The sequence below is a fragment of the Paraburkholderia fungorum genome (assembly GCF_902833645.1).
GTDB classification, from domain to species: domain Bacteria; phylum Pseudomonadota; class Gammaproteobacteria; order Burkholderiales; family Burkholderiaceae; genus Paraburkholderia; species Paraburkholderia fungorum.
On the sequence record NZ_CADFGE010000006.1, the window covers coordinates 129,175 to 152,229 of the forward strand.

The following is a 23,055-nucleotide window of genomic DNA, read 5'->3' on the forward strand; positions in this document are numbered from 1 at the left end:
GTCGGGGCCCAGCAATGGCTCGCCCGCCGGGTGGTGTCTGATTTTTATAATTTAAACAGAATACAGATAAATGTACAGATAAAACGCAGCAAAGTTCGCCGCGCATGCGTGCTAGTCCATCGCTACATGCGCGTCCGCAGGCGAAGCGCGCGAGCGGCGGGCCGGGCGGATGATGGCGAGCAAGGGAATCACCAGCAGGGTAGCGATGAACATCAGCTTGAAGTCGTCGATATACGCGATCATCGCGGCCTGCTGGGTGATCTGCATATCCAGCAGCGCAATCGCGCCCGGCGAATGCAGATCGACCTGGCTCTGCACCACGGGGTCGTACACCGACACGTGCGCGACGAGCGATGCATGCGCCACCTGAGTGTTGCGCGTGATGAAGGTCTGGACCACCGAAATTCCGATGCTGCTGCCGATGTTGCGCATCAGGCTGTAGATCGCGGTGCCGTCGCTGCGCAGTTCGCCGGACAGCGTGGAGAAGGTGACGGAGCTGAGGGGCACGAACACGAGACCCAGGCCGAATCCCTGCACCACGCCCGGCCAGACAATATCCGACTTTGACAACACCAGCGAGTAGTGTGTCATCTGCCACAGCGCGAACGCCGAGATCAGAAAACCGGTGACGAGTAGCACACGCACATCGAACCGGCCGATCAGACGGCCCACGACCATCATGGCGATCATCGTGCCGACGCCGCTCGGCGCACTGACGAGACCCGCGGTGGCGGCATCGTAATTCATCAGCGATTGCAGCATTGGCGGCAGGAGTGCGCGCGTGGCGTACATCACGGCGCCGACCACGAAGATGAAGAACACGCCCGTGACGAAATTGCGGTCCTTCAACAACTGATAGCGGAAGAAAGAGCGCGGCCCGGCGGTCGCCGTATGGGCAATGAAGAAGGCAAAACTGATGACGGCCACCAGCGTTTCGGCGCGGATTTCCATCGAGCTGAACCAGTCGAGCTGCTCGCCGCGATCAAGGAGCGCCTGCAATGCGCCGACGGCCAGACTCAGGGTGGCAAAGCCGAAAAAATCGAAGCGCTCGCCGAGCTTGCGACGGTTTTCCGGCAAATAGGCGAGCGTGCCGAACAGCGCGAACGCGCCCACCGGCAGATTGATGAAGAACACCCAGCGCCAGTTGTAGCTTTCGGTCAGCCAGCCGCCGAGCGTGGGCCCGAGAATCGGCCCGACCATCACGCCCATGCCCCACACGGCCATTGCCTGCCCCTGCTTTTCGCGCGGGTTGATATCGAGCAGGATGGATTGCGACAGCGGCACCAGTGAGGCGCCGAAGATTCCTTGCAGCAACCGCGCGATGATGATCTGCGGCAGCGAGTCCGCCAGACCGCAGAGGCCGGAAGCGATGGTGAAGCCCGTGATCGACGCAGCCAGCAGATGCTTCACGCCGAAGCGGGTGGCAAGCCAGCCGGTGAGCGGCGTGGCAATCGCCGCGGACACGATATATGAGGTGAGAACCCAGGTGATTTCGTCCTGCGAAGCGGACAGCGCGCCCTGCATATGCGGCAGCGCCACGTTGGCGATCGTGCTGTCGAGCGATTGCATCAGCGTGGCCAGCATGATCGATACGGTGATGAGCGGCCGGTTGAGCGCCGCGCCGGGTTGCGGCGGTTGAGCCGATGCCGTGGCCGGTGAGTTGGCTGCCATAAAGTAGAGGTCCCAGTCGCATAGCGCGCAAGATTGATAAGCGTGCTTATTGTAATTGAGACACATATCAAATGTGTGTTCACATTAGAGGGATCTGGCTCGTATAATCGCCGGCATGGACAAAGGCTACGACAACCGCTTGGGCTTTCTGATCACGGACGCGGGCCGGCTGTGCGGCCGGCTTTTCGATGAACGGGCCAAGGCGAGCCTCGGCTTGACGCGTGCGCAGAGCCGCGTGCTGGCTTACCTGTCCTGGTATGGCGAGACGAATCAGGCGAGGCTCGCCGAGATGCTGGAGATTTCGCCGATTTCGTTGACGAGGCTGTTGGACAGAATGGCCAAAGGCGGCTGGGTGATACGGGTGGCGGATGCCAGCGACCGGCGGGCTTACTGCGTGAAAACGACCCGGAAAGCACGGACAGCACTTGTCCATGTTCTGGATGTCGGCGACCGGATTGCAGACGAAGCGTTAGCCGGCTTCGATGCTCGCGAGCGTGAAATGTTGATGGGGCTTTTGCATCGTATGCGGGCAAACCTGGCCCACGCGTTAGCGAGTTGCGGCACCACCGAAGTATGAGGCGTGCTGCTCCTGTCCAGCCCATGCAATGAGCAGGAAGAGCCGCGAGAAGAGCGGCTCGTCATGCTCAGCACCGGCTCAACAGAATCTCCGCCAGCTTCACCGGCTCGCTGATCATGGCGTTATGGCAGGTATCGAGTTCGATCACTTCGTCCACGCCGCCCAGGTTGCCGATGAATTCGCGTTGCACCTTCGGCCGCAACGCGCGGTCGCGTTGAGTGAGTACCCAGCTCATCGGCACGCGCGGCAATGCCGAGCGATCGACCGGTTCGGTCGTCACCCGGGTGCTTTCGGCGCACAGACCTGCCACGACGCGTTGCTTCTGCTCCCGCGTCATGCCGTTGGCAAATACCCAACGCGCGATAAACGCGGGGAACGGCGCACTGACGGCGGTGCGTCGCGCGGCTCGCGACGCGATCACGTTCATCGGCGCGTGCAGCGTATCGAGCACGGTCTTACCGTCGGGCGGGATGCAGCAGGCGATGAAAACCATCCGTTGCACGAGCGCGGATCCGAGCCGCGCAGCCACACCGGGTAACGTGATCCCCGCCATCGAATGACCGACCAGCATCACCCGCTCAGGCCGCGTCGCGAGAATCTGCGCCGTCACGCTCTCGACGCATTGCGCGATGGTCAGCGTTGCCAGGTTGCCCGGTTCGTTACCATGGCCGGGCAGATCGACGGCGAGCACCCGCGCTGACGGATCGCGCGCGCGCAACGCGTCGACGGTGGGCTGCCAGCAGGCACCGCTATGCTGGCCACCGTGCACCAGTACGATAGTCGGCTTGCCGGCGGTCTGCGTCTGCGCAATGGACGTATCGAAAACCGGCAGCGCCCGGGACGACGGTTGCGCGCTCAATATGCTTCTCTACCGCGCGCGGCGAACAGCGCACGCATCGGCGCCAGAGTGGGCGCATGGCTGGTGAAGCCGCCATCGACGGGCAGGGTTGCGCCGGTGATGAAGGCGGCTTCGTCCGACGCGAGGAAGCACACCACGTCCGCCACGTGCTTCGGTTCGCCGAGATAAGGCGTCAGGTGGCCGTCGAGAATCACCGCCTTGATATCGTCAGGCAGTGGATGCGCGCCACCGTTCTCCGCGACCACGAGACCGATCTGGATCGTGTTCGAGCGGATCCCCTGCTTGCCATACTGCGCGGCAATCGACTTGCTCAGAATCGTCAAGCCGGCCTTCGAAGCCGCATACGCGCTCAAGGTGAAATCGCCCTGCGCGCCGAAACCGGACGACGCATGAATGATCGAGCCGCCGCCCACCTTGAGCATCGCGGGAATCGCGTGCTTCGAACACAGCATCGGGCCGCGCAGATTGACCGCCATCGCGCGATCCCATGCTTCGACTTCGACGTTGCACACATCGCGATCGCCGCTGCGCTGCGCGGCGTCGAGCACGGCCGCGTTGTTGTGCAGGATGTCGATGCGTCCAAAGTGCTCCAGCACCGCCGCGATCATCGCCTTGACCTCGGCCTCGGACGAGACATCGGTGCGCAGGCCCAGCGCCCGTTCACCAATCGAAGCGGCCACCGCCACCGCAGCCTCGCCGTTGATATCCACCACTGCTACGCGCGCGCCCTGTGCCGCGAGGCCACGGGCGCAGGCCGCGCCGAGGCCGCCGCCCGCGCCGGTGACGATCGCGACCTTGCCTGCGAGTTTGCCGGCCGTCGTTTGCGTCGTGCCAGTTCCTCCAGAACCGCCGATATCGCTAGTCATCTGCTCAGTCTCCAGTGAAAACAGGGGTGCGCTTTTCCTTGAAGGCAAGCGCGGCTTCCTTCACGTCGTCGCTCGGGGCGAGCAGCGCGAACAGATCGAGCTCGCGATCCAGGCCGCGGCGCAGATCGAGTTCGAGCGCGGCGCGCGCCGCCTGCTTGACGTAGATTGTGGCCGCCGGCGATTTCGCGGCAAGCCGGTCCGCCAGCGTTTGCACTTCGGCGATCAGGCTCTCGGGCGTCGCCGAAATCCGCGTGACGAGTCCGATTTCCTTTGCTTGCTGCGCGCTCATCCGGTCGCCGGTCAGGAGAATGTCGAGCGCGCGGCCGTGGCCGACCACCCGCGCGAGACGTTGCGTGCCGCCGCCGCCCGGAATCAGGCCAAGGCCGGTTTCCGGCAGCGCAAGCAGGGTATCGGGCGACGCGAAGCGGATATCGCAGGCGAGCGCGATCTCCAGCCCGCCGCCCATGCAAAAGCCGTGCAGCGCGGCGAGCACCGGCTTCTGGACCTGATCGAGCGCCTCGATCCAGCGCGAGCGTTCCATGCGCCGCCGCACTTGCAGCGACGACTCGGAGCCGCGCTTTTCCTTGATGTCCGCGCCCGCGCAGAAGCCGCGCGTGCCTTCACCGCGCAGCACGATCACGTGAACGTCGGGATCGGAGTCGAGGAGCTGCAGCGCCTGCGGCACGCCACGGCGAATTTCGTCATTGATCGCGTTGATCTGTTCCGGCCGGTTCAGCACGATCCATGCGGTCTTGCCGCTGCGCTCGATGCGCACGGTAGGGTTGATCGTCAGCCCATTCATGGTGGAGGTCCCCTCGTGGGTAGTCAGCATTTAGCGGGGCGCCTGAAATTCTTCGAACTCGAACAACTGCCCGTCGAGCTCCGCGGGATGGATGCGAATCAGCGAACGGCCGCCCACGGCCTCGGACGATTCGACCCAGTCGAAGCCAATACCGCGCGCCTTCAGTTCTTCGGCCTTGACTTGCAGGCCGTTTACCGCGATTCGCACGAAATACGGGCCCGGCCCCCAGCTGTTCAGATAGCGGCCTGCCGCGCCGTCCCAGCGGGTCGCCTCGAGCACGTCGAGCGAGGCGCTGTTGGGCAGCGTGAAGCCCATGCGCGCGCGCCGGTAGCCTTCGCCGACCAGCATTTCCACTGCGCCGACCGGCTCCCAGTCGAGATTCGCCGAGCAACGGCGCAGCGTGTCGTCGAGATCGCGCACGAGAAAGCCACGAGCGGTGACGCGCACCAGTTGGCCCGGTTGCAGATCGCGTGGTTGCGGCGCGGGCGTCGCGAACGTTTCGGGCGGCAGTTGCAGCGGCTCCATCGGCATGATCTCGATGCACAGGCCGCCGTCCACGGAAGGTTCGTACTCGGGGCGCTCAGGTGTCACGCCGACCCACAGACGGTCGAAGGGCATTTCCGGCGTGCGCTGCGCCATCCGGAACGGCAGGCGGCGGCGCATCAGACGCTCGACGGTCTGTTCGAACTTCGGACCGTGCGCCGCCACCACGATCGAATGCGTGAGGATGGGCCGATGCTTGCCCTGAAATGCTTCGAGGCTCTTCAGAAAATGATGGAACGACGGGTCGCCGGGGTTCGGCCGATCCAGATGCACTTGCGGCTCGACGCGTGTCGGCGCCACCGCCAGCGACTTGTGCACGCGCAGAAAATGGGCGATGTACGGATGGTTGTCGAACGCCTGGCGCCAGTTCGGATGTTTGTGAATCCCCAGCTTACTGACCAGCAGTTCGGTCATTCCGTCCGGGTCCGGAACCATCATGTCGGCGGTCATTAGCAGATCGAACATATCGGTGAATCTCCAAAAGGTGTTGGATGAACGGCGTGTCAGGACGCCTGGCGAGGCACGGGTGCGGCGGCGCGCAGGCGAGTGGCGGAGGTGGCGTTGACGGGTTGCGCGGCCTCGGCCGGCTCGGTGCCGGAGCCGCCGCGCAGGCGCTCGGCCTTCGGCCGCAGCAGGAAATAGGAGAGCGCCGGAATCAGCACGAGGGCGCCGACCATGTTCCACAGGAACATGAAGGTGAGCAGGATGCCCATGTCGGCCTGGAATTTGATCGGCGACCAGACCCATGTGACCACGCCACCCGCGAGTGTGAAGCCGACCAGCATCACCACCTTGCCGGTGAACATCAGTGCGTCGCGGTAGGCCTCGCGCAGCGTGGCGCCGGCGCGTTGCCGCGCGAGTTGCACGGAGAGCAGATAGAGCGCGTAGTCGACGCCGATCCCGACCCCGAGTGCGATCACCGGCAGCGTGGCGACCTTCACGCCGATGCCGAGCAGCACCATCAACGCTTCGCACAACACCGAGGTGAGCATCAGCGGAATCAGCGCGACCACCACGGCGCGCCACGTACGGAAGGTGATGAAGCAGAGGATCGCCACCGACGCGTAGACCAGCAGCAGCATCTCGCGATTGGCCTGCTCGACCACGATATTGGTCGCCGCGTCGATGCCGGCCGACCCCGCGGCGAGCAGGAAATGCCGCTCGGGGGTGTCATGCGCCGCGGCGAAATCGTTCACCACTTGCACCACGCGCGTCAGCGTCTCGGCCTTGTGGTCGCTCAGGAAGACCAGTAGCGGTGCGACTGTCCGGTCGGCGTTGGTCAGCTCGGGCATGGCCACCACGACGTTGGAAAACGCGTCACCGGAGATGAACGGATCGCGGTTCAACGTCAGCCACTTGGGCGAGCCTTCGAAATTGCCGGCCGTGTATTGCCGCACCACGCTGGCCGCCGACACCGTGCCGCGCACGCCTTCGGTCTCGCGCAGCTTAGCTTCGAGGCGGTCCATCTCGGTCAGGGTAGGGAAGCTCTCCACGCCACCGGCCGGCGTCTTGACGATCACGGCGAAGACATCGCTCGACAGGTTGTAGTGCTGGTTGATGAACGCGTTGTCGCGGTTGTAGCGCGAGTTCGTCTTGAGTTCCGGCGCGCCGGAATCGAGGTCGCCCACCTGCAGATGCGTGCTGATCGCAAAACCGCCGACGAACAGCAGCAGCGCGCCGACCATCGCGCCAATGGCCCAGCGGCGCGTGGAAAAGCGGTCGAAGGCCTGGTAGCTGCGCACCACGAAACCGCGCTTTGCTTGCGGATCGGCACTCAGGCGCGCGCGGCGCACCGCGGAACGGCTCACGCCCGTGTACGACAGCAGCACCGGCAGCAGCACGAGGTTCGTGAAGATCAGCACGCCCACGCCGATGCTGGCAGCGAGCGCGAGATTGCGGATCACCGGCACGTCGATGATCATCAGCACCGCGAAGCCGACCACGTCGGCCAGTAAGGCGGTCAGGCCGGCGAGGAACAGGCGGCGGAACGTGTGGCGGGCGGCTGCATAGCGATGAACGCCGCGTGCGACGTCGCGGGTAATGCCGTTCATTTTCTGCGCACCGTGCGAGACGCCGATGGCGAAGACAAGGAACGGCACGAGAATCGAATAGGGGTCGATCGAAAAACCGAGCCACTGCACGATGCCGAGCTGCCAGATCACAGCGGCGGCCGAGCACAGCACGACCAGACCCGTGCTGCGCAGGCAGCGGGTGTAGGCGTAAAGCGCGAGCGCGGCGATCAGCGCGGAAATACCGAAGTAAATCAGCACGCCGTCGAGACCGTCGATCAGATCGCCCGCCAGCTTCGCAAAGCCGACGATGTGAATCTTGACATTGGGCGTTTCGAGCGAACGGATCTGTTTTTCCAGATCGTGCGACAACTCGCGATAGTTCAGCGGTGCGCCGGTAGCCGGGTCCTTGTCGAGCAAAGGCACGAACACCACGCTCGAACGTTCGTTGTTGGCAACCACCGAGCCGCCGATGCCGGCCCGCGCCACGTTGCGGCGCAGTTCATCGAGGCTTTTGGTGGAACCGTCGTAGGAATCGGGCATGACCGGGCCGCCGCGAAAGCCGTCCTCGGTGATTTCGGTCCAGCGTACTGACGGCGTCCATAACGACTTCATATACGCGCGGTCCACGCCGCGCATCAGGAAAACCTTGTCATTGATTTTCTGTAGTGTGCGCAGATAGTCGGCGTCGTAGATCGAGCCTTTGGTGTTTTCGACCGAGATCCGCAACGAGTTGCCGAGCGAGCGCAGCGAAGCGGCATTGTCGAGATAGTTGCGCACGAACGGATGCGACTGCGGAATCATGTTCAGGAAGTTCGCGTTGACTTCCAGACGCGTCGCGCGCACGCCGAATAGCGCCGTCAGAAACACGCAGACGATCACGATGAGCGCGCGATGATTGAAAATCAGCCGCTCGACCGGGCCGCCGGAGCGGCGGTCGAACGGCTGCGCCGGTTGCGGTTGATCCTTCGCCGCGGACTGATCGTGTGGGTTATCCATGTTGAACACCTGTAGTGATGCAATTCAATGGCGTCTCTCGCGCCCGCTGCACTTACTGCATGTACTGTGCTGATCGCGGCTGCCCGGCTCAGCGGCGTGGGCCGATCGCCTCGACGCTCATGCCGCTCGAACCGCCGAGCGCGACGCGATCCGCGCCGTCCGCGGCGATGCCGGCGAACAGCATCGGCGTATCGGCCGAGACGCGCTGGAAGGCGCCGCTAACCGGGTCGACAACCAGCAGCATCGCGCGGCTGCCGCAGATCACGATGCGGCCATCGCCCAGCACGGTGGCGCCGTTCAGCGTCGAATCGGTACCCGTGTCGGTTTTTTGCCAGCTGGCGCCCTGATCGGTGCTCTGATAAACGGTGCCGCGCAAACCGAAGGCAAAGAGCCGCTGGCCGCTGCCGACGATGCCGAAGAAGCTGCCGCTGTAGCCCGATTGCAGCCGCTTGAACTGGCCGCTCGCGCGATCGAGCCGGAACAGGGTGCCGCGTTCGCCCGCGATATAAACTTCGCCGCCAATGCCACGAATCGCGTTCAGGTTCAGGAAGTCCGGGTTGTCGATGTGTTCGAGACCGGGCTGCCAGGTCTTGCCGCCATCGGTCGTCATGGCGAACGCGCCGAACGAGCCGACCGCATAGCCTTGCATGGCGTTGTCGAACCACACATCGAGGTAGGGCAGTGACGGCCCCGCCTTGGCGTTGTTTTCTTCCTGCTTCTGATAGGCGGCGGCATGCGCGTCACCGCGTGCCGCGGCGTCCCGGTAGTAGGCGACGAAGCGCTCGTTGGAGATGCGTCCGTCGAGCTGTTTGCTCCAGCTCGTGCCGCCGTTCGACGTATGCAGAATCACGCCGTCCTGACCGACAGCCCAGCCTTGCGACGGTGTGGGGAAGCTCACCGCAGTCAGATCGCTCTGCACCGGACTGGGGACCTGGCGCCAGTTGTGCCCGTGGTCGTCGGACACGACGATCACGCCACGCTGGCCGACGCCGACGAGGCGTTGACCCGCGCTCGCCACCGCGGTCATCGGCCGGGTGGCGGGTGAGACGGCGGTTTCGGCGGCCGCGTCGAGCGGATCGACAAAGCGCGACGCGTGGGCCGCCGGCGGCTCCGTGCCGGCCGTCGCGGCGAGCGCCGCCGCACCCGTTAGCGTCGCGACGATGGCCGCCAGACATTGCACTGACCGGAAAGTCATGGGTAAGTCTCCGCACACACAGGTTGCCAATGCATTGGCAACGTATTGACCATTCTTCGACCATGCAGGCAGCTTGCTCGCCGGATCGATGTCCTGTTCCAGCGAGCCCGCGCCGCGCCGTTTAACGCACGCCCGCGCTTTGCAGTGCTTGCGGCGTGTAGTACGCCTGGTTCGGCAATTCGTCGTACGGGATCATGTGGGTGACCGGATCGCCCTGGTCGGCGATCACTGCGTAGTTGCCCTTGGTCAGGTCGTAGACCACCTGGATCGGCTGGCCGACGCGCGGCTTGTCGTAAGGAATGATGTCCAGCGTATAGGCGGTGCGATAGAGCGCATTGCTCTGGTCGTACGCGTCGTATGCCACGATCAGCCACGTGTCTTCGTCGATGTAATACGTGCGATGGCTGTAGACATCACGCTGGCCCGGCTTGAGGGTCGCCTCGACCACCCATACCCGGTGCTTCTCCCAGCGTACGACGTCCGGATTGGCAAACTTGTCGCCCACCAGATTCGGCGACTGATACGCGCGGTAGTTGTTGTACGGCACAATGATTTCCTTCTTGCCCGCCAGCTTGAAATCGAAGCGGTCCATGCGCCCCTGGAAGCCGCCGATTTCGTCGAACAGCAGCGTACCGCCGATGCCCGCCATCGGCGTGTCGTACTTCAGTTCGGGCGCCACACGCACACGCCGCTGGCCCGGCATGTAGATCCAGGTGGTGTCGTCCTGCTCGCCGTTATTGACGCTGTATTTCGCCAGATACAACTGGCCGACCTGCGACGAAGGGCCGAAAAAGTTGGTGTAAGTGAGGCGGAAGTACGGTTCGTTCAGTTTGGTCGCATTGCGGTCGTAGAACGGATAGATGAACTTCGATTCCTGATCGCCCATCAGCGTCTTGTGACCGGCTTCGTCCACGAAGATGGTGCGGAAGCGGAAATCGGTGCGCACGCCCTGGTAGCGCATATTCTGATTCCACATCACTTCATAGCCGTCTTTCGGGATCGGGAACGGAATGCAGCCGAATGCGCCTTCCACGCCATCGCCCTTGATCTTGCCGACCAGCTTCGCCGTGGTTGCGCAGCCCACCGTGTTCTTCAGCACCCAGTCCGGATAGCTCATCGTGCGCCGCGTCTTGTAGACGTCGACGCGAAAACCCGGGAAGCGGTCGAGCAGCGCCTTGGTGCCGGGCGTCAACGCATCGGCGTACTTCGCCTGATTGGCCTTGGTGATCGATTCGATCGGCTTGTCATCCTTGAACGGATCGGGATAGCGGCCGCTGCCGGGCTTGAAATCGGCGGGGATGGTCAGATCCTTGACGCCGCCTGTGTAGGCGGGGATCGAACCGTCCGCGCTGGCGGCTTGCTGTGCGCCGAATTCGGTGAGCTTGCCGCCCAGCTCTTTGGCTTCGTCGGCGCTGACCGCCGCGAGCACGGGCCCACTGGCGGCGACTGCCGCCGCCATCGTTGCCAGTACCATTGCGAATTTCATGCTTGTCTCCAGAATGTGTGTCGGAAAAACCAGCTGGTGCGAGACGGCTTTTTATCCGGCGCCCGCGAGGGCGTCCGTGACAGAAAGCGGGCGCGACCGTCGCCCGTCAGAATGAAGAAGAAAACGTCAGCGAAACCCAATTCTTGTCGTTGTAGAAGTACGGACCGTTGCCCGTTGCGTAATACGAAGGGCCGCCGCTCGGCAAACCGTTGGCGGCACCGAAGTTGGTCTGGCCGCCCGTGTGCGAGTGATAGCCGTTGTATTGCAGCGTGACGTTGTATTTGTTCTGGATCAGCGCGTGCAGGCCGAAGGTGTAGATCATCGAACCCTGGTTGGTGCCGCCCAGACTCGGCGTATTGCCCCACAGGCCGTACTGGATGAACATCGGCGCGTCTATGTCGACGCCCGGGAACACCTGCAGCCATTGCGGATCGAATTGCACCGCCAGCGCCACCGAATTGTTCGTCGAGCAACCGGCCCACTTACTGCCGCTCGGACATTCGGCCGAGTTGTTCACGCCGTTGTAGAGCGCGCCGTTACTGGTGGTCTTGACCTTCTGCGTGAAAGCGATTTCGGCCAGCGCGCTGCCGGTGTTCCAGAACGGTGTGCGCGACAAGCCCGCCAGCACGTTGCCGATTACGTTGACGACGTCCCCGCGCGCGCCTTGCTGGCCGCTCAGGTCGCTCGCAAGGGGACCGGTGCCGCTGTTCAACGCGGTGTTATGCCGGTACGACACTTCGAAACCCGTGCTGAAATCGCCGATCTGCCGGTCAAGGCTCATGCCGTACAGCTTCACGTTGGAGCCATAGGCCAGGTGATAGTTGGCCGCGCCGGTTGCCGGATTCACGCCCATCAGCACCCACGGCTGCGTTTCCGTCAGATTGCGGTAGTAGAAGCCGAACGTGCCGCCGAGCCATTGCGGCGCCCATGTGACCTTTGCGCCGTAGTCGTTATGAAAACCGTTATTGGGCATCACGTCGTTGCCGCGCGGAATCGAGCCCTCCAGGAGATTCGGCCCCTGGAAGCCGAAGCCAACCGTGCCGAGATAAGTGCCGCCTTCGGGCAGACGGGTGGGCATGTATTCGGCGAAATACTGCGCGGCGAGTCCGACCGTCGGTGTGAGCTGCGTCTCGAACAGGATCTGGGCGCGCGGAATCGCCAGTTCCTTGGCCTGGGTGCCCGGCGAGGCGGCGCCCTTGATGTTGTCCGAGGCGTTCTGACCGTAGTTGATCCCCTCCGTGCCGAAGATCAGCGCGTTGCCCCAGTACTGGGTCAGACGCCCGACCTTGATTGCACTCGGTTGGCCGTTGATCTCGAACTTGTAGAACACGAACGCATCCAGCAGATCCGCGCCTTGCTGGTAATAGCGTTCGGTGTAGCTGCTGTAGTGATTGCCGCTATACGAGTTCAGGCTCGAGTAGGGCACCCCGGGGTAAGCCATTCCCGGGTTGTTGTTCACGCCGCCGCCGTAGGCGAAGTCCTTCCACAGCGAAGCGCTCACGCGGAAACCGAATTTGTCCCGATAGACCGCATCGAATTCGCTCAGGTCGGACACGCGGTTGGTCACGATGTCGCCCGCGTGCCTGAACTTGTAGTCCGATTCGCTGTAGAGCGGATTGTTGCCGATCCCGTCGTTGATGCCCTGCGCACGCATGCCCAGGTTGTAGCTGATCGTGTTGTCCCAATTGATGTTCAGATCGGGGTTCGAACTGAGTTGCACGGCGCTGGCCGATGCGGCCCAGCATCCCAGAGCCATCGCGATACCGAGGCTCATCCGGCTTTTTTCGAATCTGGCGCAGCTGCTCATTCCCTTCATCTCCTTGTCTCCTTAGCTCCCTGGCGGGGCTGGGTTTTTGTCTGACGCTGGTGACGGCACGGTGCTGCTGGCCTCGTGGGTTCCACGCTGCCGCCCAGGGAATTACACACAGTGTTCAACTCTGTGCAGTCTGCTCGTCGGGACTCGTTAGATTCGCCTGGATTCGGAATTGAATTCTATAGATAGAATTTCGACTCCGACTCTCTCGTTTTCCCCTATTCGAGACAAATTTGACGAAGTTGTTCATATCCATGTCGATGACAAGGGTAAGAACACTGTGTGGCATAACGTCAGAAGACGAAGCGTCGACCCTTTTTCGCCGGTGAAAGATGCGCCGGCAGGCAAGGAAAAGGGACGGGAATTTTTGATCGGATCATTCTGTGACAAGGCATTCCGGGCGATGACGGGCATCGGATGCACGCGCGCGGGGGCCGCGTAGCGCGCAACCTGGCGCAGGGCATCAACGGGTCGACGCACGGAACAGACAGCGGGAAGTGTGATGATGCGTGGGGGTTGCATGCTCGACAGTCGGGAGGTAACGCCGGCCAGCCGGTCTGTCCGCTGGCGTTTTCTTAAATTGATCACCAGAATCGAACCTGTTCAACTTATCCGCTATCAGGAGTTACCCGGCCCCGCCGGAGCCTCGTGAGCCCAACCTCCAGAGTTACCCTGGAGATGCCTCTGAGTACGAGACACATTGTCGATATGTGTTCATAATATTTCGGGTGCTGACCGTGTGAGTTCGAAACGGCATGATCGCGGCACCGTACAAACGGATGGTCCTGGAACGGGGGCGCACAAGTGCAGCGCGAGCACGATCTTCGCATCGGCCGTCGTGTCGACCCATGTGTCGACGACGGCGTCGATACCTTGGCCCTCGACCGCCAGGAATGCCTGGCCGTACAGATTCATCAGGTGTTCGCAATGGCGCTTGATCAGTTTTTCGATCAATGCATCCTTGCTGGTGAAATACTCGTAGAGCGAGCCGATGCTGACGCCGGCCGGGTCGGCGATGCGCGTGGTGCTCGTCGCTTCGAACCCGTCTCGTGCAAACAGCATCTTTGCCGCTTAGAGGATCGCGTCGACCGTCATCACAAAGCGACTTTGGCGCGGCCGGCGTCTGATCGCGATCTGTGAAGTCATGCGCGTGTTTTTGCCGAATGACATGACTGGCTCCTTTTATCTATCCCGTCTTTCCCGCGATGCCGTCTGGCCGTGCATCAACGAGGACCAGATTTGCGGCCGTAGCTATACGTCGGGCACGACTGGCGACACGAAAGGCGTGTGCTATTCGAATCGCTCGACCGTGCTGCATGCGTTCGCGGCCGCGCTACCCGATTCCTTCGGCCTGCCGGCGCGCGACTGCGTGATGCCGGTCGTGCCGATGTTTCATGTCAATGCGTGGGGGGGGCGCCGTATGCAGCGCCGATGGTCGGCGCGAAGCTTGTGCTGCCTAAGACGTCTTTTGCGACGGCACGAGACGCGGATGCGGTGTGCGCAGACAGATACACAGATCATCGCTCAGTGCCAACTGCGGGCCGTCTGGTTCTGTCAGGTTTCGGCCGCCGCCTTGAACGTGTCGTCCTCGACGGCCTGGTCGGATTGCTGAACCTTGGGATTGATGCCGCTGGCGAGCAGGAGCTGGGCTTGTGCGCTCAACTCGCGTGCCTTTGCCGGGGAGATTTTCGGGAACATACCGAATGAAATGCGCGCCTGCTGCTTCTCGTCGAAGCTATGCCGAAAGTGCCAACTGGTACCGGTCTTCGCAACGAAGAGACGCTGCTGCCGGTTTTAGGTAATCTTCGGCGGAGCCGGATGAAAGCTCAGAAAACAAAAAAGCCCGCAGTAGCGGGCTTTTCCGGCGGGTCAGAGGACTTTGATGGAAGTCTCTGGAAGCTTAGATGGTGCCCAGGAGAGGCGCCGAACTAACGATGTAATGTATTGTTTTTATTGGATTTATATATTTTTAATTCCAATGATGTACTAGCCAATGGACTAGTTTGATCCAAGTGCAGGAACGTGAATGCCGGTGGCCTTTGATGGAATTCGAATTGACGACGGCGGAATGTTGCACCACTACAACAAAGGAGTCCACGGAAGTTTGGGGCCCTTGCGGGGCACCAATATCTGGGACGATGCCGGCAGCGTGCCTCAGAACGTCAACAGGTCGGAATGCATTTCAGCGACGCACAACCCGCCGTGGTTGCCACGATCGCCAGCAGCAGCATCAGGCTGTATATTCGCTTCCTCATCACGTCACCCTCCCTGATATTCGTTATCGGTTCGCTGCGTCAGCGTGCCGCGGCGCCTACACGTCCGCGTAAGACGTGGTTTGCGACGGCACAAGACGCGGATGCGGCGTGCACAGACAGACACACAGATCATCGCTCAGTGCCGCCTGCCGTCCGTCCGGTCCGGTCGTGGAAATGCGCGCGCCGTCGCACTTGATCAACCCGACGGTCTTGCAGACCGGGCACAGGACGGGATCAGTTTCGTAGGCTTGCTCGCGCCCGCCGACCAGGTCGTTACCGTCACCCGCCTGCACGATGCCACCCACCGTCGTTTTGTCGCCTTTCACAATGTCGTAACGCCGCATCTTACGCTCCTACACTGCCCCCGGTCGCGGCCGGAGGCTATTCAGCAGGGCGTCCCATGCCTGCAGCGCTCCCGCCTCATCGACCGGCGACGTTGCCTGATCCGGCGGCAGGTCACTTCGTGAAGACGTGCCCAGCAGCAACTCCACCGAGGTATGCGGTTGTGCCAGCGTGGCCGGATTGCCCGGCGCCAGCAGATAGAAACGGTAGACCGTAATCGGACCGTCCTGAAGCGCAAACAGGACCTCTTCAGCGTCCATGCCAGCCACCACGCGCTTGCCCTTGCGCAGGATGCGATAGCTGCCAGGCATTCGATCGAGTTGTGCGCGAAGCTCGGACAGATTCTTGGTGAGCGGCTGACCTTGATCCTGCTCGACCGCATCTCGCATCTTGATCAGGAGTAGGGCAGGTCGGCCCGGCAGCAGCGCAAACGACTGGCTGACTTCTTCCGTGTAGGTCGACGATCCGGTGACGATCCCGCCGTCGAAGCAAAACCCCGACTCCGTCGGCACGGCCCAGTTGTCTCGCGCCTTGATGCGCCTGTAGGTGTCGCTGTAGATATTCTCGGAGTTACCGAGAGCAGACGCTCCCATGAGGCCGGCGGTGTGAAAGAGTGTGTGGTCCGCAAAGAGGTAGCCATCCGTTCTGAAAGGCATCTCGACTTTCGCCACGCCTTCCTGGTAGATAAAAAACCGCGAATCGTTGACCGGCGAAAATGCCTTCTCAAGCCAGGCCTTCCCAGTTTTCTCATCCAGGTTGACGGGGTTATAGCGTTGCTTCGTACGCAACTCATTCTCCCGGGCCTCGACTTTGGTGCGATAGGCATCAAGTGAGACATTGTGAGTTGTTTCGAGTTTGTCTCCCCTGTACGCGTAATGTTGATTCGAAATCTCGCTCGACGCGGGCCGGTCGAATACGAGGCGGCCGATGCACCACGGGCGCATTTTGGACAGCAGCGGATTGTTCATCGTTGGTTCCACGGAAAGCGCAAGAGAGCAGGCGCAAAGACCTGCCAGTAGAATAAGGGGGCGAAAGAGGCGAGCCATTAATTTGTTCCCGGCACCTAGATGTCGTTGACGATCTGGACCACACTGTAAAGTATCGCCCAGTGCGTCCATGGGTGCGCATAGCTGGTCATGTGCTGGTATCCGCCCTGCACGAACGCCATCTGAACTCCTTTGGCCGGGTCGCCAGGCACATCCGGCTTTAAGCCACGCGCCTGCGCATCGGCCGACCACGCGGGCACCGTACCGTCGCCGCGAATGATCCCCGTTTTGGTCGCGACCTGTGACCAGTCCGTCTTGGCATTCACGTCCGGCAACGTGTTCGTCTTCTGGACGGTGAACGTGATGCTCAGTTTGCGTTGCTCGAGAAGCACGCGGATCTCGCCCTTGCCCGAGTCGTGCAGCAACGTTGCGGCCTGAAGTTCAGGCGCCTGCACGTCCGATGGCACATCTCCGGTCCAGATTGCGTTGCCCCACGTCAACAGATTCTTCGTCGGGTCTCCTTTTTCGATGCCAGGCTTGCTCTTGTCGCTGGCCTCGGTCGTCGTGCTCGACTGTGGTGGCCTGAAGTCGAGGCCGCCCTCGCCGTAGGCTACATATGTCTTGCCATGGTAACGATTCTTCAATTGGCTCTGGTTCTTTACGACGGTCTCCATCGTCGATCGATAATAATCCGATAGGCTTGTCTGAAGCCCGCCAGCATTGAGCCGCGTCTTGACGATCCCAGCGGGATCGAGCTGTTTGTCGGGCGGCTGCAAACCGTACCACTTGGGATTCACATATAAATCGTTATACGGATCGCCGTGCTCCGGGAACTGCATGACCACCTGTCCGTCGGGCCGCGCAAAAATCCACCACGGCGCGCCATTGTGATAATCCGGCATCGGTGTCAGCTCCATCGGTCCCGGCGCGTTCGCCATTACCGCCATGAATTCATCTGCGTCGCGCCCCAGCAGACTGCCATTGATGAAACCATTCATACCGCCTTCGGGACTGCCCCCTGTCTTGAAACGCTTGGCCGCCAGCGGAGCACCGGTGGCCGGTTGACATCCATGAAATACGCCGTGCGCAAGACCTTCGAGCCCATGGTTTAACACCGCGAAGCGGGCCACCAGCCCACCCATCGAGTGCGTCAGAATAATCGCCTTGCCCGTATCGTTTTCCTTGCAGATCTCGGTGACGCCCATCAACCGTGTCGTCTTCTTTGTCTGCGGATCGGGGACATCCAGACCATTCACCACGTCACGCCCCGAAAGGTCATTCGACTGCAGCCAGTTGTATCCAATCGCATAGACGCGATAGCGAAACTTGGCGAATTTCTTGAATTCCGCGGAGTCCGGTGCGATCACCTGGCCTTTACCTGCAGCAGCAATGGCGCCGTAGGTCTTTGGGTCGGTGCCGAGCACCGGATGGAGTGCCCATTTCTCGCCCTCGGGGTCGGGGTTGATCCACGCGCCTTCGGGCTTGCCGAGCAGCATCGGGTTGTTCAACTGTTGCTCGAGCCAAAGCAGGACAGGTTGATAGCCGGTCCTATAGACCGAACCCCAGCCGCGGCGTCGCGCCTCCTTCTCGGTAATCGGGTCTTTCTCCCCAAGGTCGACGATCGGGCCGAGCGGCGTCACCATGACGCTCTCGGGATCGAAAAGTGTTTCGCGCGACGACGCGCTGCGAAACCATCCCGCGATGAGCGAACACAACGCGCCGAGTGATGCACCTATCGTGTCTGTATTTGGTGCGGACCATGCCGCGTCGCCACTGTCCTTGGCGGCCAGTGGCGAGCCCATCACGCCCGGTATGAAAATCACGGGAATGATGGGGCGCAGATCGTGCAAGGTCTCCTTGGCGCGAGTGTCGTTGGCCGGCGTTAAGGGCGCCTGGGCGGAAGAGTGGCCGTCCTCATCGGTCTGCGACGCGAGGCGGACGACTTCCTGTTCGGCATCATCGTCGCCGGACGTCTGGCCCGACGTACCCGAATTGTCGGGCTGATTTTCGCTCATGGATTCTCGCTTATGCGTTGCTCGTGCCCGGCCGCAGCGCCCGGATCACCACAGTTTCGATATCGTCGCTTTTCTGCTCGACCGTATGGCCCAGCTCGTCCGTGACACCGCTCAGGCGTGTGCCATCCCCACGCACGATCTCGTAAGGGTGGTTCTTGAGTGGGTCGCCGGTGATCCGGTCGCGCAAGAGATACTTGTCGTTGAACGCCGGCTTCTCAAGGCTATTCATATGCTCGGCCACCGAACTCGGACCTTGCCGGCTGAATGACGCCGACTTGATCGTGCGTGCGCCGCGCGTGCCGTCCTCAATTCCTTGGGGGGTAATACGGATGTATGAGCCCCCGCACTTGAGCATCAACTCGGTCTTCGCGTCGATCTCAATGCTGCCGTTATTGCTCTTGAGCGTCAGGCCGAGTTCGGAGAGTAATCGCAGCTGATCGGTGAGCGCCTGGATGTCGATCGCACCTTTCCCGGCGATCAGTTTCATACCGGCACGTTGGACGAATACGCTGATTTTTTCTGCGACGCTTGCAACCAGCGATTTGCCCACGGCCCAGTAGGTGTCCTTGCCGCTGACGAAATTCAGATGGTCGTCCGCGACCATCTGCGCCGACGCGTGCGTGGTAAAACCCATGCTCTCTGGACTCGATCCGAGCATGACGGGTTTGGCAAAGGCATTGGCGTTTCCTGTCCCACCGCCTGCCGTATTGCCGCCTTTGGCCACGCCCGCCTTGCTGTGCTGGGTCGCCTTCGCGAACTGTGAAAGCGCTTCGCGGCCAGGCTTCATATCCTCGGCCTTGGCGGTCGAACTTGCGGAGGACAACGACTCGACGAGCAGATCCGCACGCGCCAGGATCTCGCGCGGCGCGGTGGTATCGAGCGGCTGACCGTCGGCACTGATTTGATGTGTGCTGAAATACAGTCCCTCACCCGCATGGACCGCACCTGCATAGTCGGTGCGCAAGGTAAAGCCGCTGCCGGTGTACGCGCCACGCGAATTGCCGTCTTGGACGATCTGGTAGCCGAGATGGAGACCGCTCATGCCGTGGCTGCTCATGATCCGCATGCGAGGCTGCCCCGTGGAATCATCCATGACGTACTGGTTATAGCCGCCGCCGCCGTACTCCCGGGACTGATAGCCAGAAAGCAGGCCGTTCGAATGCCACTGCGGTTTCGCCGCGCCGTTGTACACACGATGAAGCGCAATCGGGCGGTCGATGTCATTGCCGATGTGGCCGATCAGGAGTTCTTCGCCCGCGCGCGGCATGTGGACGCCACCATATCCATCGCCGGTATCGGACTGCGCCACGCGCACCCAGCACGATGCACGTTCGTCACCTTCATTGAGCCGGTCCCAGATGAAGAGCACCTTCACCCGGTTCAGTTCATCGGTGTAGCACTCCTGTCCCTTCGGTCCGGCCACAATCGCCGATTCCAGTTTCGCTTCGGGCTTGTGATGTTCGAACGGGCTCCGGTACGGCACCGTCGTACGCTGCGCTTCGATGGCGACCCGGTAGAACCCCGTGGAGCCGTCTACGTGGCTCGCGCTGAAAATCTGACCAGAGTCGTCGGCGCGGGCCTGTGCGAGCTGATGATTCAGGCTGTGTGGGTAGTTCGCTTCGTGCCCGGCGAGCGGAAGATTGTTCTCGATGACCCACTCGACCTCGATGCTCGCGAATTCGTTCTGGTCGGCGGCGTCGTGGTCATGTTCGGGATGACCGGTCAGTGTGAAGCGCCGGCCCGCGTCCATGGCGCGTAGGCTACCCACGCCGTGAAAGCGCTTGGCCTGCGACTCCCATTCCTCCATGCGAATCTTCGACAACTGATCACCCCGGTCCTGTTCCGGGTACGTATAGCCACCGGTATATTCGTAGACTTCGGTTTGCGCGGGCAGCGCGCCTTGATTCGCCATCGTCGGTATCGACGTACCTTTGGGGCTGGAGGGCGTCGGCGGGCTTTTGTAGTCGAAGGTACGCGTCGACAGCAGCACGGACTGCAGCGTCCGCGCGCCTGACCACTGGGTGAGCGCATCGGCTTCCCTGCTCACGCCGGCACGATAGAATCCGACCGTTGCAGGTGAGAGCGGTTCGAGCGTCTCAAGGCGATCGGTGATGACCAGCGTGTGTGATTTGCCGTCCGCCGCCTGCTGCCAGATGCCATACAGGCCCTCGGACTCGAGAAGCCGGTGCACGAAGTTCCAGTCGGTCTCGTCCTGCCGGCAGTAGGAACGCTTCGGCAGCGGCTTCGAGAGCGCGAAGCGGTACATGCCTTTTGCCTGCGGATGCTGGTTGAATGCGTCCGAGACGATTTCGTCCGCTGCCTTGTCCTGCCAGTGTCGCTGGTCACGCCGGAACTTCAGAAAGTGCATCCACGAGGAAAATCCCAACTGGTAACTTGTGAGATTTCCGTCGGCTCCCAGCCGACGCGCTGTATGTATATAGCCATGGTGGGGCAGGTAAGACCGATCGGCCTGTTGGATCCAGAGCGTAACGGTCTGGGCGATCAGCGTTTTGAGCTGCACGTCGCCCTGAGTCGACACGCAGTCGAGCAGAAAGGAGAAGTCACGACCGATCCGCGAGCACCCGGTGACACGGTGGGGCAGCAAGACGTTATTGCCGGCCGACGTATCCAGTTTCAGAAGGCGGTCCTGCTGCGACAGTCCACCCGCAATCGCCCCGATTATGTCCTGCGTGCCCATGCCGCCTCTCGATCTGATTAATCCTCTTTCCCGCGCGATTTTACTTCGAAAGCAATCTGATAATGATCTGAAATTGAAAAGCGGAAATCGATTTAATGCGAAATGGATATTCGGATGAATATCGAATCTCAAAACATGATGCGGCATGGGCCGCAGGCGGACGGCCGCGAACAACATCAAATTAGCGATTCGATCATCTTTGTCCGGCCCCTAGGGCCGAACTGCAGCGCTTTTACTCTGCTTGGTTGACTTGGAGCGTAGAGGAGTGCCCGGTGTTCTCGAATAGACATTGACCCGAGCCGCAAATTGCGCCGTCAATTTCGGAGTAATCCCTGTCGTTTTTAAAGCGTCCAGATAGTCGGCACACCATTGCATCATCGCGATTCGTTGAGCCAGGTACTTGGCTTGATTGTAGTCACCCGCTGTACCTTCTTCGATGTGAGCGAGCTGCATTTCGACGTGGTCCTTTTCCCAGCCATGTTCGCGCAGCAAGGTGCTCGCGGTGTGTCGTGTGCCATGACCGACCATGCGGCCCTTGTATCCGATCCTTGCAAATACACCGTTGATAGTGTTCTCGCTGATGACATCGTTCTTCCAGCCAATGCCGGGGTAGAGATATCTTTGCTTACCGGTTTGCTTGTACAGTTCCCGCAGTTGTGCCACGAGTTGCGCCGGAAGAGAAATGACGATGTCTCGGCGCATCTTCATCTTTTCTCTAGAAATTTTCCACAGGGCGGAGTCGAAATCAATTTCTGTCCATTTGGCAAAACGGACCATGCTAGGGCGGCTTGCCGTCCAGATAGTCATCCATGCGGCAGTGCGTTGTATGAACCGGCTCGTTGATCGGTCGAGAGCCTTTAGAAAATCGGGAAGTTCAGGTTCAAGCAGATGCGGATAGGGCTTGGCCTTAGGCGCTTCCTTGGCAATGACTTTCAGTTCTGACGCAGGGTTGTTTTCGCATTTGCCTCGGGCAATGGCCTGGCTGAAGATCTCGCGTAACCATCCGCGTACCTTTTTCGATACGTTCAGTGCGTTGCGCTTTTGATGGCTTGGCTGACTCAACCTGCTTGATTGTCAGTGGCATGACCGTCACCTAGTACATTGGAGGAACTCGAACTTTCAATGTACTGGCTAATGTACTACTTTGCTGCTGGTTTTTAGGTAATCTTCGGTGGAACCGGATGGAAGCTCAGAAAACAAAAAGCCCGCAGTAGCGGGCTTTTCCGGCGGGTCAGAGGACTTTGATGGAAGTCTCTGGAAGCTTAGATGGTGCCCAGGAGAGGACTCGAACCTCCACGGTGTTGCCACCGCTAGGACCTGAACCTAGTGCGTCTACCAATTCCGCCACCTGGGCACGTCTTCAAGCTAGACCGACATTTTAGCGTGATGATGCAGCGTGTCAATCCCTACATGCAAACAAACTATCGCTTCATCAACCGCCCGGTTGTGCCATGCAGCAGAGCAAAACTCTACTGCCCGACAATGGCCGATTCACATCAACCCAACCGTCCTGCTAACCACGTTATCCGCTCGAAAAAACTGAACCGGATCACGTAGCCTCACACAAAAAGTAAAGCCGCCTATGTGAAACATCAGGCGGCTTTACTTTTGAATCTGGTGCCCAAGAGAGGACTCGAACCTCCACAGTGTTGCCACCGCTAGGACCTGAACCTAGTGCGTCTACCAATTTCGCCACCTGGGCAGGTGATGAACAGCAAAGACCGCCATTATAGCGACAGATTCAGGGCTGTCAAGCCTTTCTCAAAAGTCGCTTAAACATTGCCGCGGCGAGTCTGCAGGCGGCTCACAGCGATTCTCGACGGGCCGCTTGGCGCGCGAGACGGGTGTTAGAATGCCTCGCAGTAGTTCGTTGGCACGGTGCACACGCCCGTCGGACTCAGATTTGAACGAGCCGGACCCGAGCAGCCCTTTCAGTGCA

The 23,055-nt window shown here is 61.1% G+C and carries 17 protein-coding genes, 2 tRNA genes and 1 pseudogene; 2 read left to right on the top strand and 18 right to left on the bottom strand.

Annotated features, from left to right (window positions below):
- Nucleotides 1–111 precede the first annotated feature (111 nt).
- Entirely contained in the window at nt 112–1,671 is a 1,560-nt protein-coding gene (locus tag HWX91_RS19785) for a DHA2 family efflux MFS transporter permease subunit (RefSeq protein WP_028198130.1), read from the bottom strand.
- A 115-nt stretch (nt 1,672–1,786) separates the two neighbouring features.
- On the opposite strand from HWX91_RS19785, the gene HWX91_RS19790 reads away from it, so the two are divergent.
- Nucleotides 1,787–2,248, top strand: a complete 462-nt coding sequence (locus tag HWX91_RS19790) for a MarR family winged helix-turn-helix transcriptional regulator (RefSeq protein ID WP_028198131.1) — start codon at nt 1,787–1,789, stop codon at nt 2,246–2,248.
- 67 nt (nt 2,249–2,315) lie between these two features.
- Here HWX91_RS19790 and HWX91_RS19795 read toward each other — a convergent pair whose 3' ends face one another.
- The 9 genes from HWX91_RS19795 to HWX91_RS19835 all read right to left on the bottom strand — a co-directional run bounded on the left by HWX91_RS19795 (nt 2,316) and on the right by HWX91_RS19835 (nt 13,882).
- Nucleotides 2,316–3,107 carry an alpha/beta fold hydrolase gene (locus HWX91_RS19795; RefSeq protein ID WP_208459041.1) on the bottom strand — a complete coding sequence of 264 codons (792 nt, stop codon included), beginning with the start codon at nt 3,105–3,107 and terminating at the stop codon, nt 2,316–2,318.
- Entirely contained in the window at nt 3,104–3,973 is an 870-nt protein-coding gene (locus tag HWX91_RS19800; protein WP_042275783.1) for an SDR family NAD(P)-dependent oxidoreductase, read from the bottom strand. The genes HWX91_RS19795 and HWX91_RS19800 overlap by 4 nt, the downstream gene beginning before the upstream one ends.
- Nucleotides 3,974–3,977: 4 nt before the next feature.
- Nucleotides 3,978–4,805 carry an enoyl-CoA hydratase/isomerase family protein gene (locus tag HWX91_RS19805; protein ID WP_244144105.1) on the bottom strand — a complete coding sequence of 276 codons (828 nt, stop codon included), beginning with the start codon at nt 4,803–4,805 and terminating at the stop codon, nt 3,978–3,980.
- Nucleotides 4,806–5,783, bottom strand: a complete 978-nt coding sequence (locus HWX91_RS19810) for a VOC family protein (protein ID WP_028198135.1) — start codon at nt 5,781–5,783, stop codon at nt 4,806–4,808. It lies immediately after the preceding gene.
- 38 nt (nt 5,784–5,821) lie between these two features.
- A complete protein-coding gene (locus HWX91_RS19815; RefSeq protein ID WP_081833167.1) occupies nt 5,822–8,326 on the bottom strand; it encodes an efflux RND transporter permease subunit in 2,505 nt (834 codons plus the stop codon).
- 88 nt (nt 8,327–8,414) lie between these two features.
- Nucleotides 8,415–9,521 (bottom strand): WD40/YVTN/BNR-like repeat-containing protein, encoded by a 1,107-nt coding sequence (locus HWX91_RS19820; RefSeq protein WP_052660779.1) that lies wholly within the window; start codon nt 9,519–9,521, stop codon nt 8,415–8,417.
- Nucleotides 9,522–9,642: 121 nt separating this feature from the next.
- Nucleotides 9,643–11,007, bottom strand: coding sequence for a DUF1329 domain-containing protein (locus HWX91_RS19825; protein WP_028198136.1), 1,365 nt, complete (start codon nt 11,005–11,007; stop codon nt 9,643–9,645).
- A 106-nt stretch (nt 11,008–11,113) separates the two neighbouring features.
- Nucleotides 11,114–12,814: a DUF1302 domain-containing protein gene (locus tag HWX91_RS19830; protein WP_030102809.1), complete on the bottom strand. Its 1,701-nt coding sequence runs from the start codon at nt 12,812–12,814 to the stop codon at nt 11,114–11,116.
- A 720-nt stretch (nt 12,815–13,534) separates the two neighbouring features.
- Nucleotides 13,535–13,882, bottom strand: a complete 348-nt coding sequence (locus HWX91_RS19835; RefSeq protein WP_028198138.1) for a TetR/AcrR family transcriptional regulator — start codon at nt 13,880–13,882, stop codon at nt 13,535–13,537.
- 106 nt (nt 13,883–13,988) lie between these two features.
- On the opposite strand from HWX91_RS19835, the gene HWX91_RS41365 reads away from it, so the two are divergent.
- Nucleotides 13,989–14,432 carry an AMP-binding protein gene (locus tag HWX91_RS41365; protein WP_375792416.1) on the top strand — a complete coding sequence of 148 codons (444 nt, stop codon included), beginning with the start codon at nt 13,989–13,991 and terminating at the stop codon, nt 14,430–14,432.
- Here the strand turns inward: HWX91_RS41365 and HWX91_RS40825 are convergent.
- The 8 genes and pseudogenes from HWX91_RS40825 to HWX91_RS19875 all read right to left on the bottom strand — a co-directional run.
- Nucleotides 14,375–14,587, bottom strand: a pseudogene (locus HWX91_RS40825) (Arm DNA-binding domain-containing protein); the annotation flags it as partial. The gene HWX91_RS41365 and the pseudogene HWX91_RS40825 overlap by 58 nt on opposite strands.
- Nucleotides 14,588–15,131: 544 nt before the next feature.
- Nucleotides 15,132–15,419 (bottom strand): PAAR domain-containing protein, encoded by a 288-nt coding sequence (locus tag HWX91_RS19845; RefSeq protein WP_028198139.1) that lies wholly within the window; start codon nt 15,417–15,419, stop codon nt 15,132–15,134.
- Between the two features lie 9 nt (nt 15,420–15,428).
- Nucleotides 15,429–16,385, bottom strand: a complete 957-nt coding sequence (locus HWX91_RS19850; protein WP_028359582.1) for a T6SS immunity protein Tli4 family protein — start codon at nt 16,383–16,385, stop codon at nt 15,429–15,431.
- A 95-nt stretch (nt 16,386–16,480) separates the two neighbouring features.
- Nucleotides 16,481–18,418 (bottom strand): lipase family protein, encoded by a 1,938-nt coding sequence (locus HWX91_RS19855; protein WP_028198141.1) that lies wholly within the window; start codon nt 18,416–18,418, stop codon nt 16,481–16,483.
- A 10-nt stretch (nt 18,419–18,428) separates the two neighbouring features.
- Nucleotides 18,429–21,116, bottom strand: coding sequence for a type VI secretion system Vgr family protein (locus HWX91_RS19860; RefSeq protein WP_028198142.1), 2,688 nt, complete (start codon nt 21,114–21,116; stop codon nt 18,429–18,431).
- A 210-nt stretch (nt 21,117–21,326) separates the two neighbouring features.
- Nucleotides 21,327–22,178 (bottom strand): tyrosine-type recombinase/integrase, encoded by an 852-nt coding sequence (locus HWX91_RS19865; protein ID WP_244144106.1) that lies wholly within the window; start codon nt 22,176–22,178, stop codon nt 21,327–21,329.
- 205 nt (nt 22,179–22,383) lie between these two features.
- Nucleotides 22,384–22,470, bottom strand: a tRNA-Leu gene (locus HWX91_RS19870).
- Between the two features lie 261 nt (nt 22,471–22,731).
- A tRNA-Leu gene (locus tag HWX91_RS19875) sits at nt 22,732–22,818 on the bottom strand.
- Between the last annotated feature and the right edge of the window lie 237 nt (nt 22,819–23,055).

What these genes read in the sequence shown, in the direction of transcription:
- HWX91_RS19785 (WP_028198130.1), bottom strand. Translation starts at nt 1,671, where the DNA reads ATGGCAGCCAACTCACCGGCCACGGCATCGGCTCAACCGCCGCAACCC.
- HWX91_RS19790 (WP_028198131.1), top strand. Translation starts at nt 1,787, where the DNA reads ATGGACAAAGGCTACGACAACCGCTTGGGCTTTCTGATCACGGACGCG.
- HWX91_RS19800 (WP_042275783.1), bottom strand. Translation starts at nt 3,973, where the DNA reads ATGACTAGCGATATCGGCGGTTCTGGAGGAACTGGCACGACGCAAACG.
- HWX91_RS19805 (WP_244144105.1), bottom strand. Translation starts at nt 4,805, where the DNA reads ATGCTGACTACCCACGAGGGGACCTCCACCATGAATGGGCTGACGATC.
- HWX91_RS19810 (WP_028198135.1), bottom strand. Translation starts at nt 5,783, where the DNA reads ATGTTCGATCTGCTAATGACCGCCGACATGATGGTTCCGGACCCGGAC.
- HWX91_RS19815 (WP_081833167.1), bottom strand. Translation starts at nt 8,326, where the DNA reads ATGGATAACCCACACGATCAGTCCGCGGCGAAGGATCAACCGCAACCG.
- HWX91_RS19820 (WP_052660779.1), bottom strand. Translation starts at nt 9,521, where the DNA reads ATGACTTTCCGGTCAGTGCAATGTCTGGCGGCCATCGTCGCGACGCTA.
- HWX91_RS19825 (WP_028198136.1), bottom strand. Translation starts at nt 11,007, where the DNA reads ATGAAATTCGCAATGGTACTGGCAACGATGGCGGCGGCAGTCGCCGCC.
- HWX91_RS19830 (WP_030102809.1), bottom strand. Translation starts at nt 12,814, where the DNA reads ATGAGCAGCTGCGCCAGATTCGAAAAAAGCCGGATGAGCCTCGGTATC.
- HWX91_RS19835 (WP_028198138.1), bottom strand. Translation starts at nt 13,882, where the DNA reads ATGCTGTTTGCACGAGACGGGTTCGAAGCGACGAGCACCACGCGCATC.
- HWX91_RS41365 (WP_375792416.1), top strand. Translation starts at nt 13,989, where the DNA reads ATGACTGGCTCCTTTTATCTATCCCGTCTTTCCCGCGATGCCGTCTGG.
- HWX91_RS19845 (WP_028198139.1), bottom strand. Translation starts at nt 15,419, where the DNA reads ATGCGGCGTTACGACATTGTGAAAGGCGACAAAACGACGGTGGGTGGC.
- HWX91_RS19850 (WP_028359582.1), bottom strand. Translation starts at nt 16,385, where the DNA reads ATGAACAATCCGCTGCTGTCCAAAATGCGCCCGTGGTGCATCGGCCGC.
- HWX91_RS19855 (WP_028198141.1), bottom strand. Translation starts at nt 18,418, where the DNA reads ATGAGCGAAAATCAGCCCGACAATTCGGGTACGTCGGGCCAGACGTCC.
- HWX91_RS19860 (WP_028198142.1), bottom strand. Translation starts at nt 21,116, where the DNA reads ATGGGCACGCAGGACATAATCGGGGCGATTGCGGGTGGACTGTCGCAG.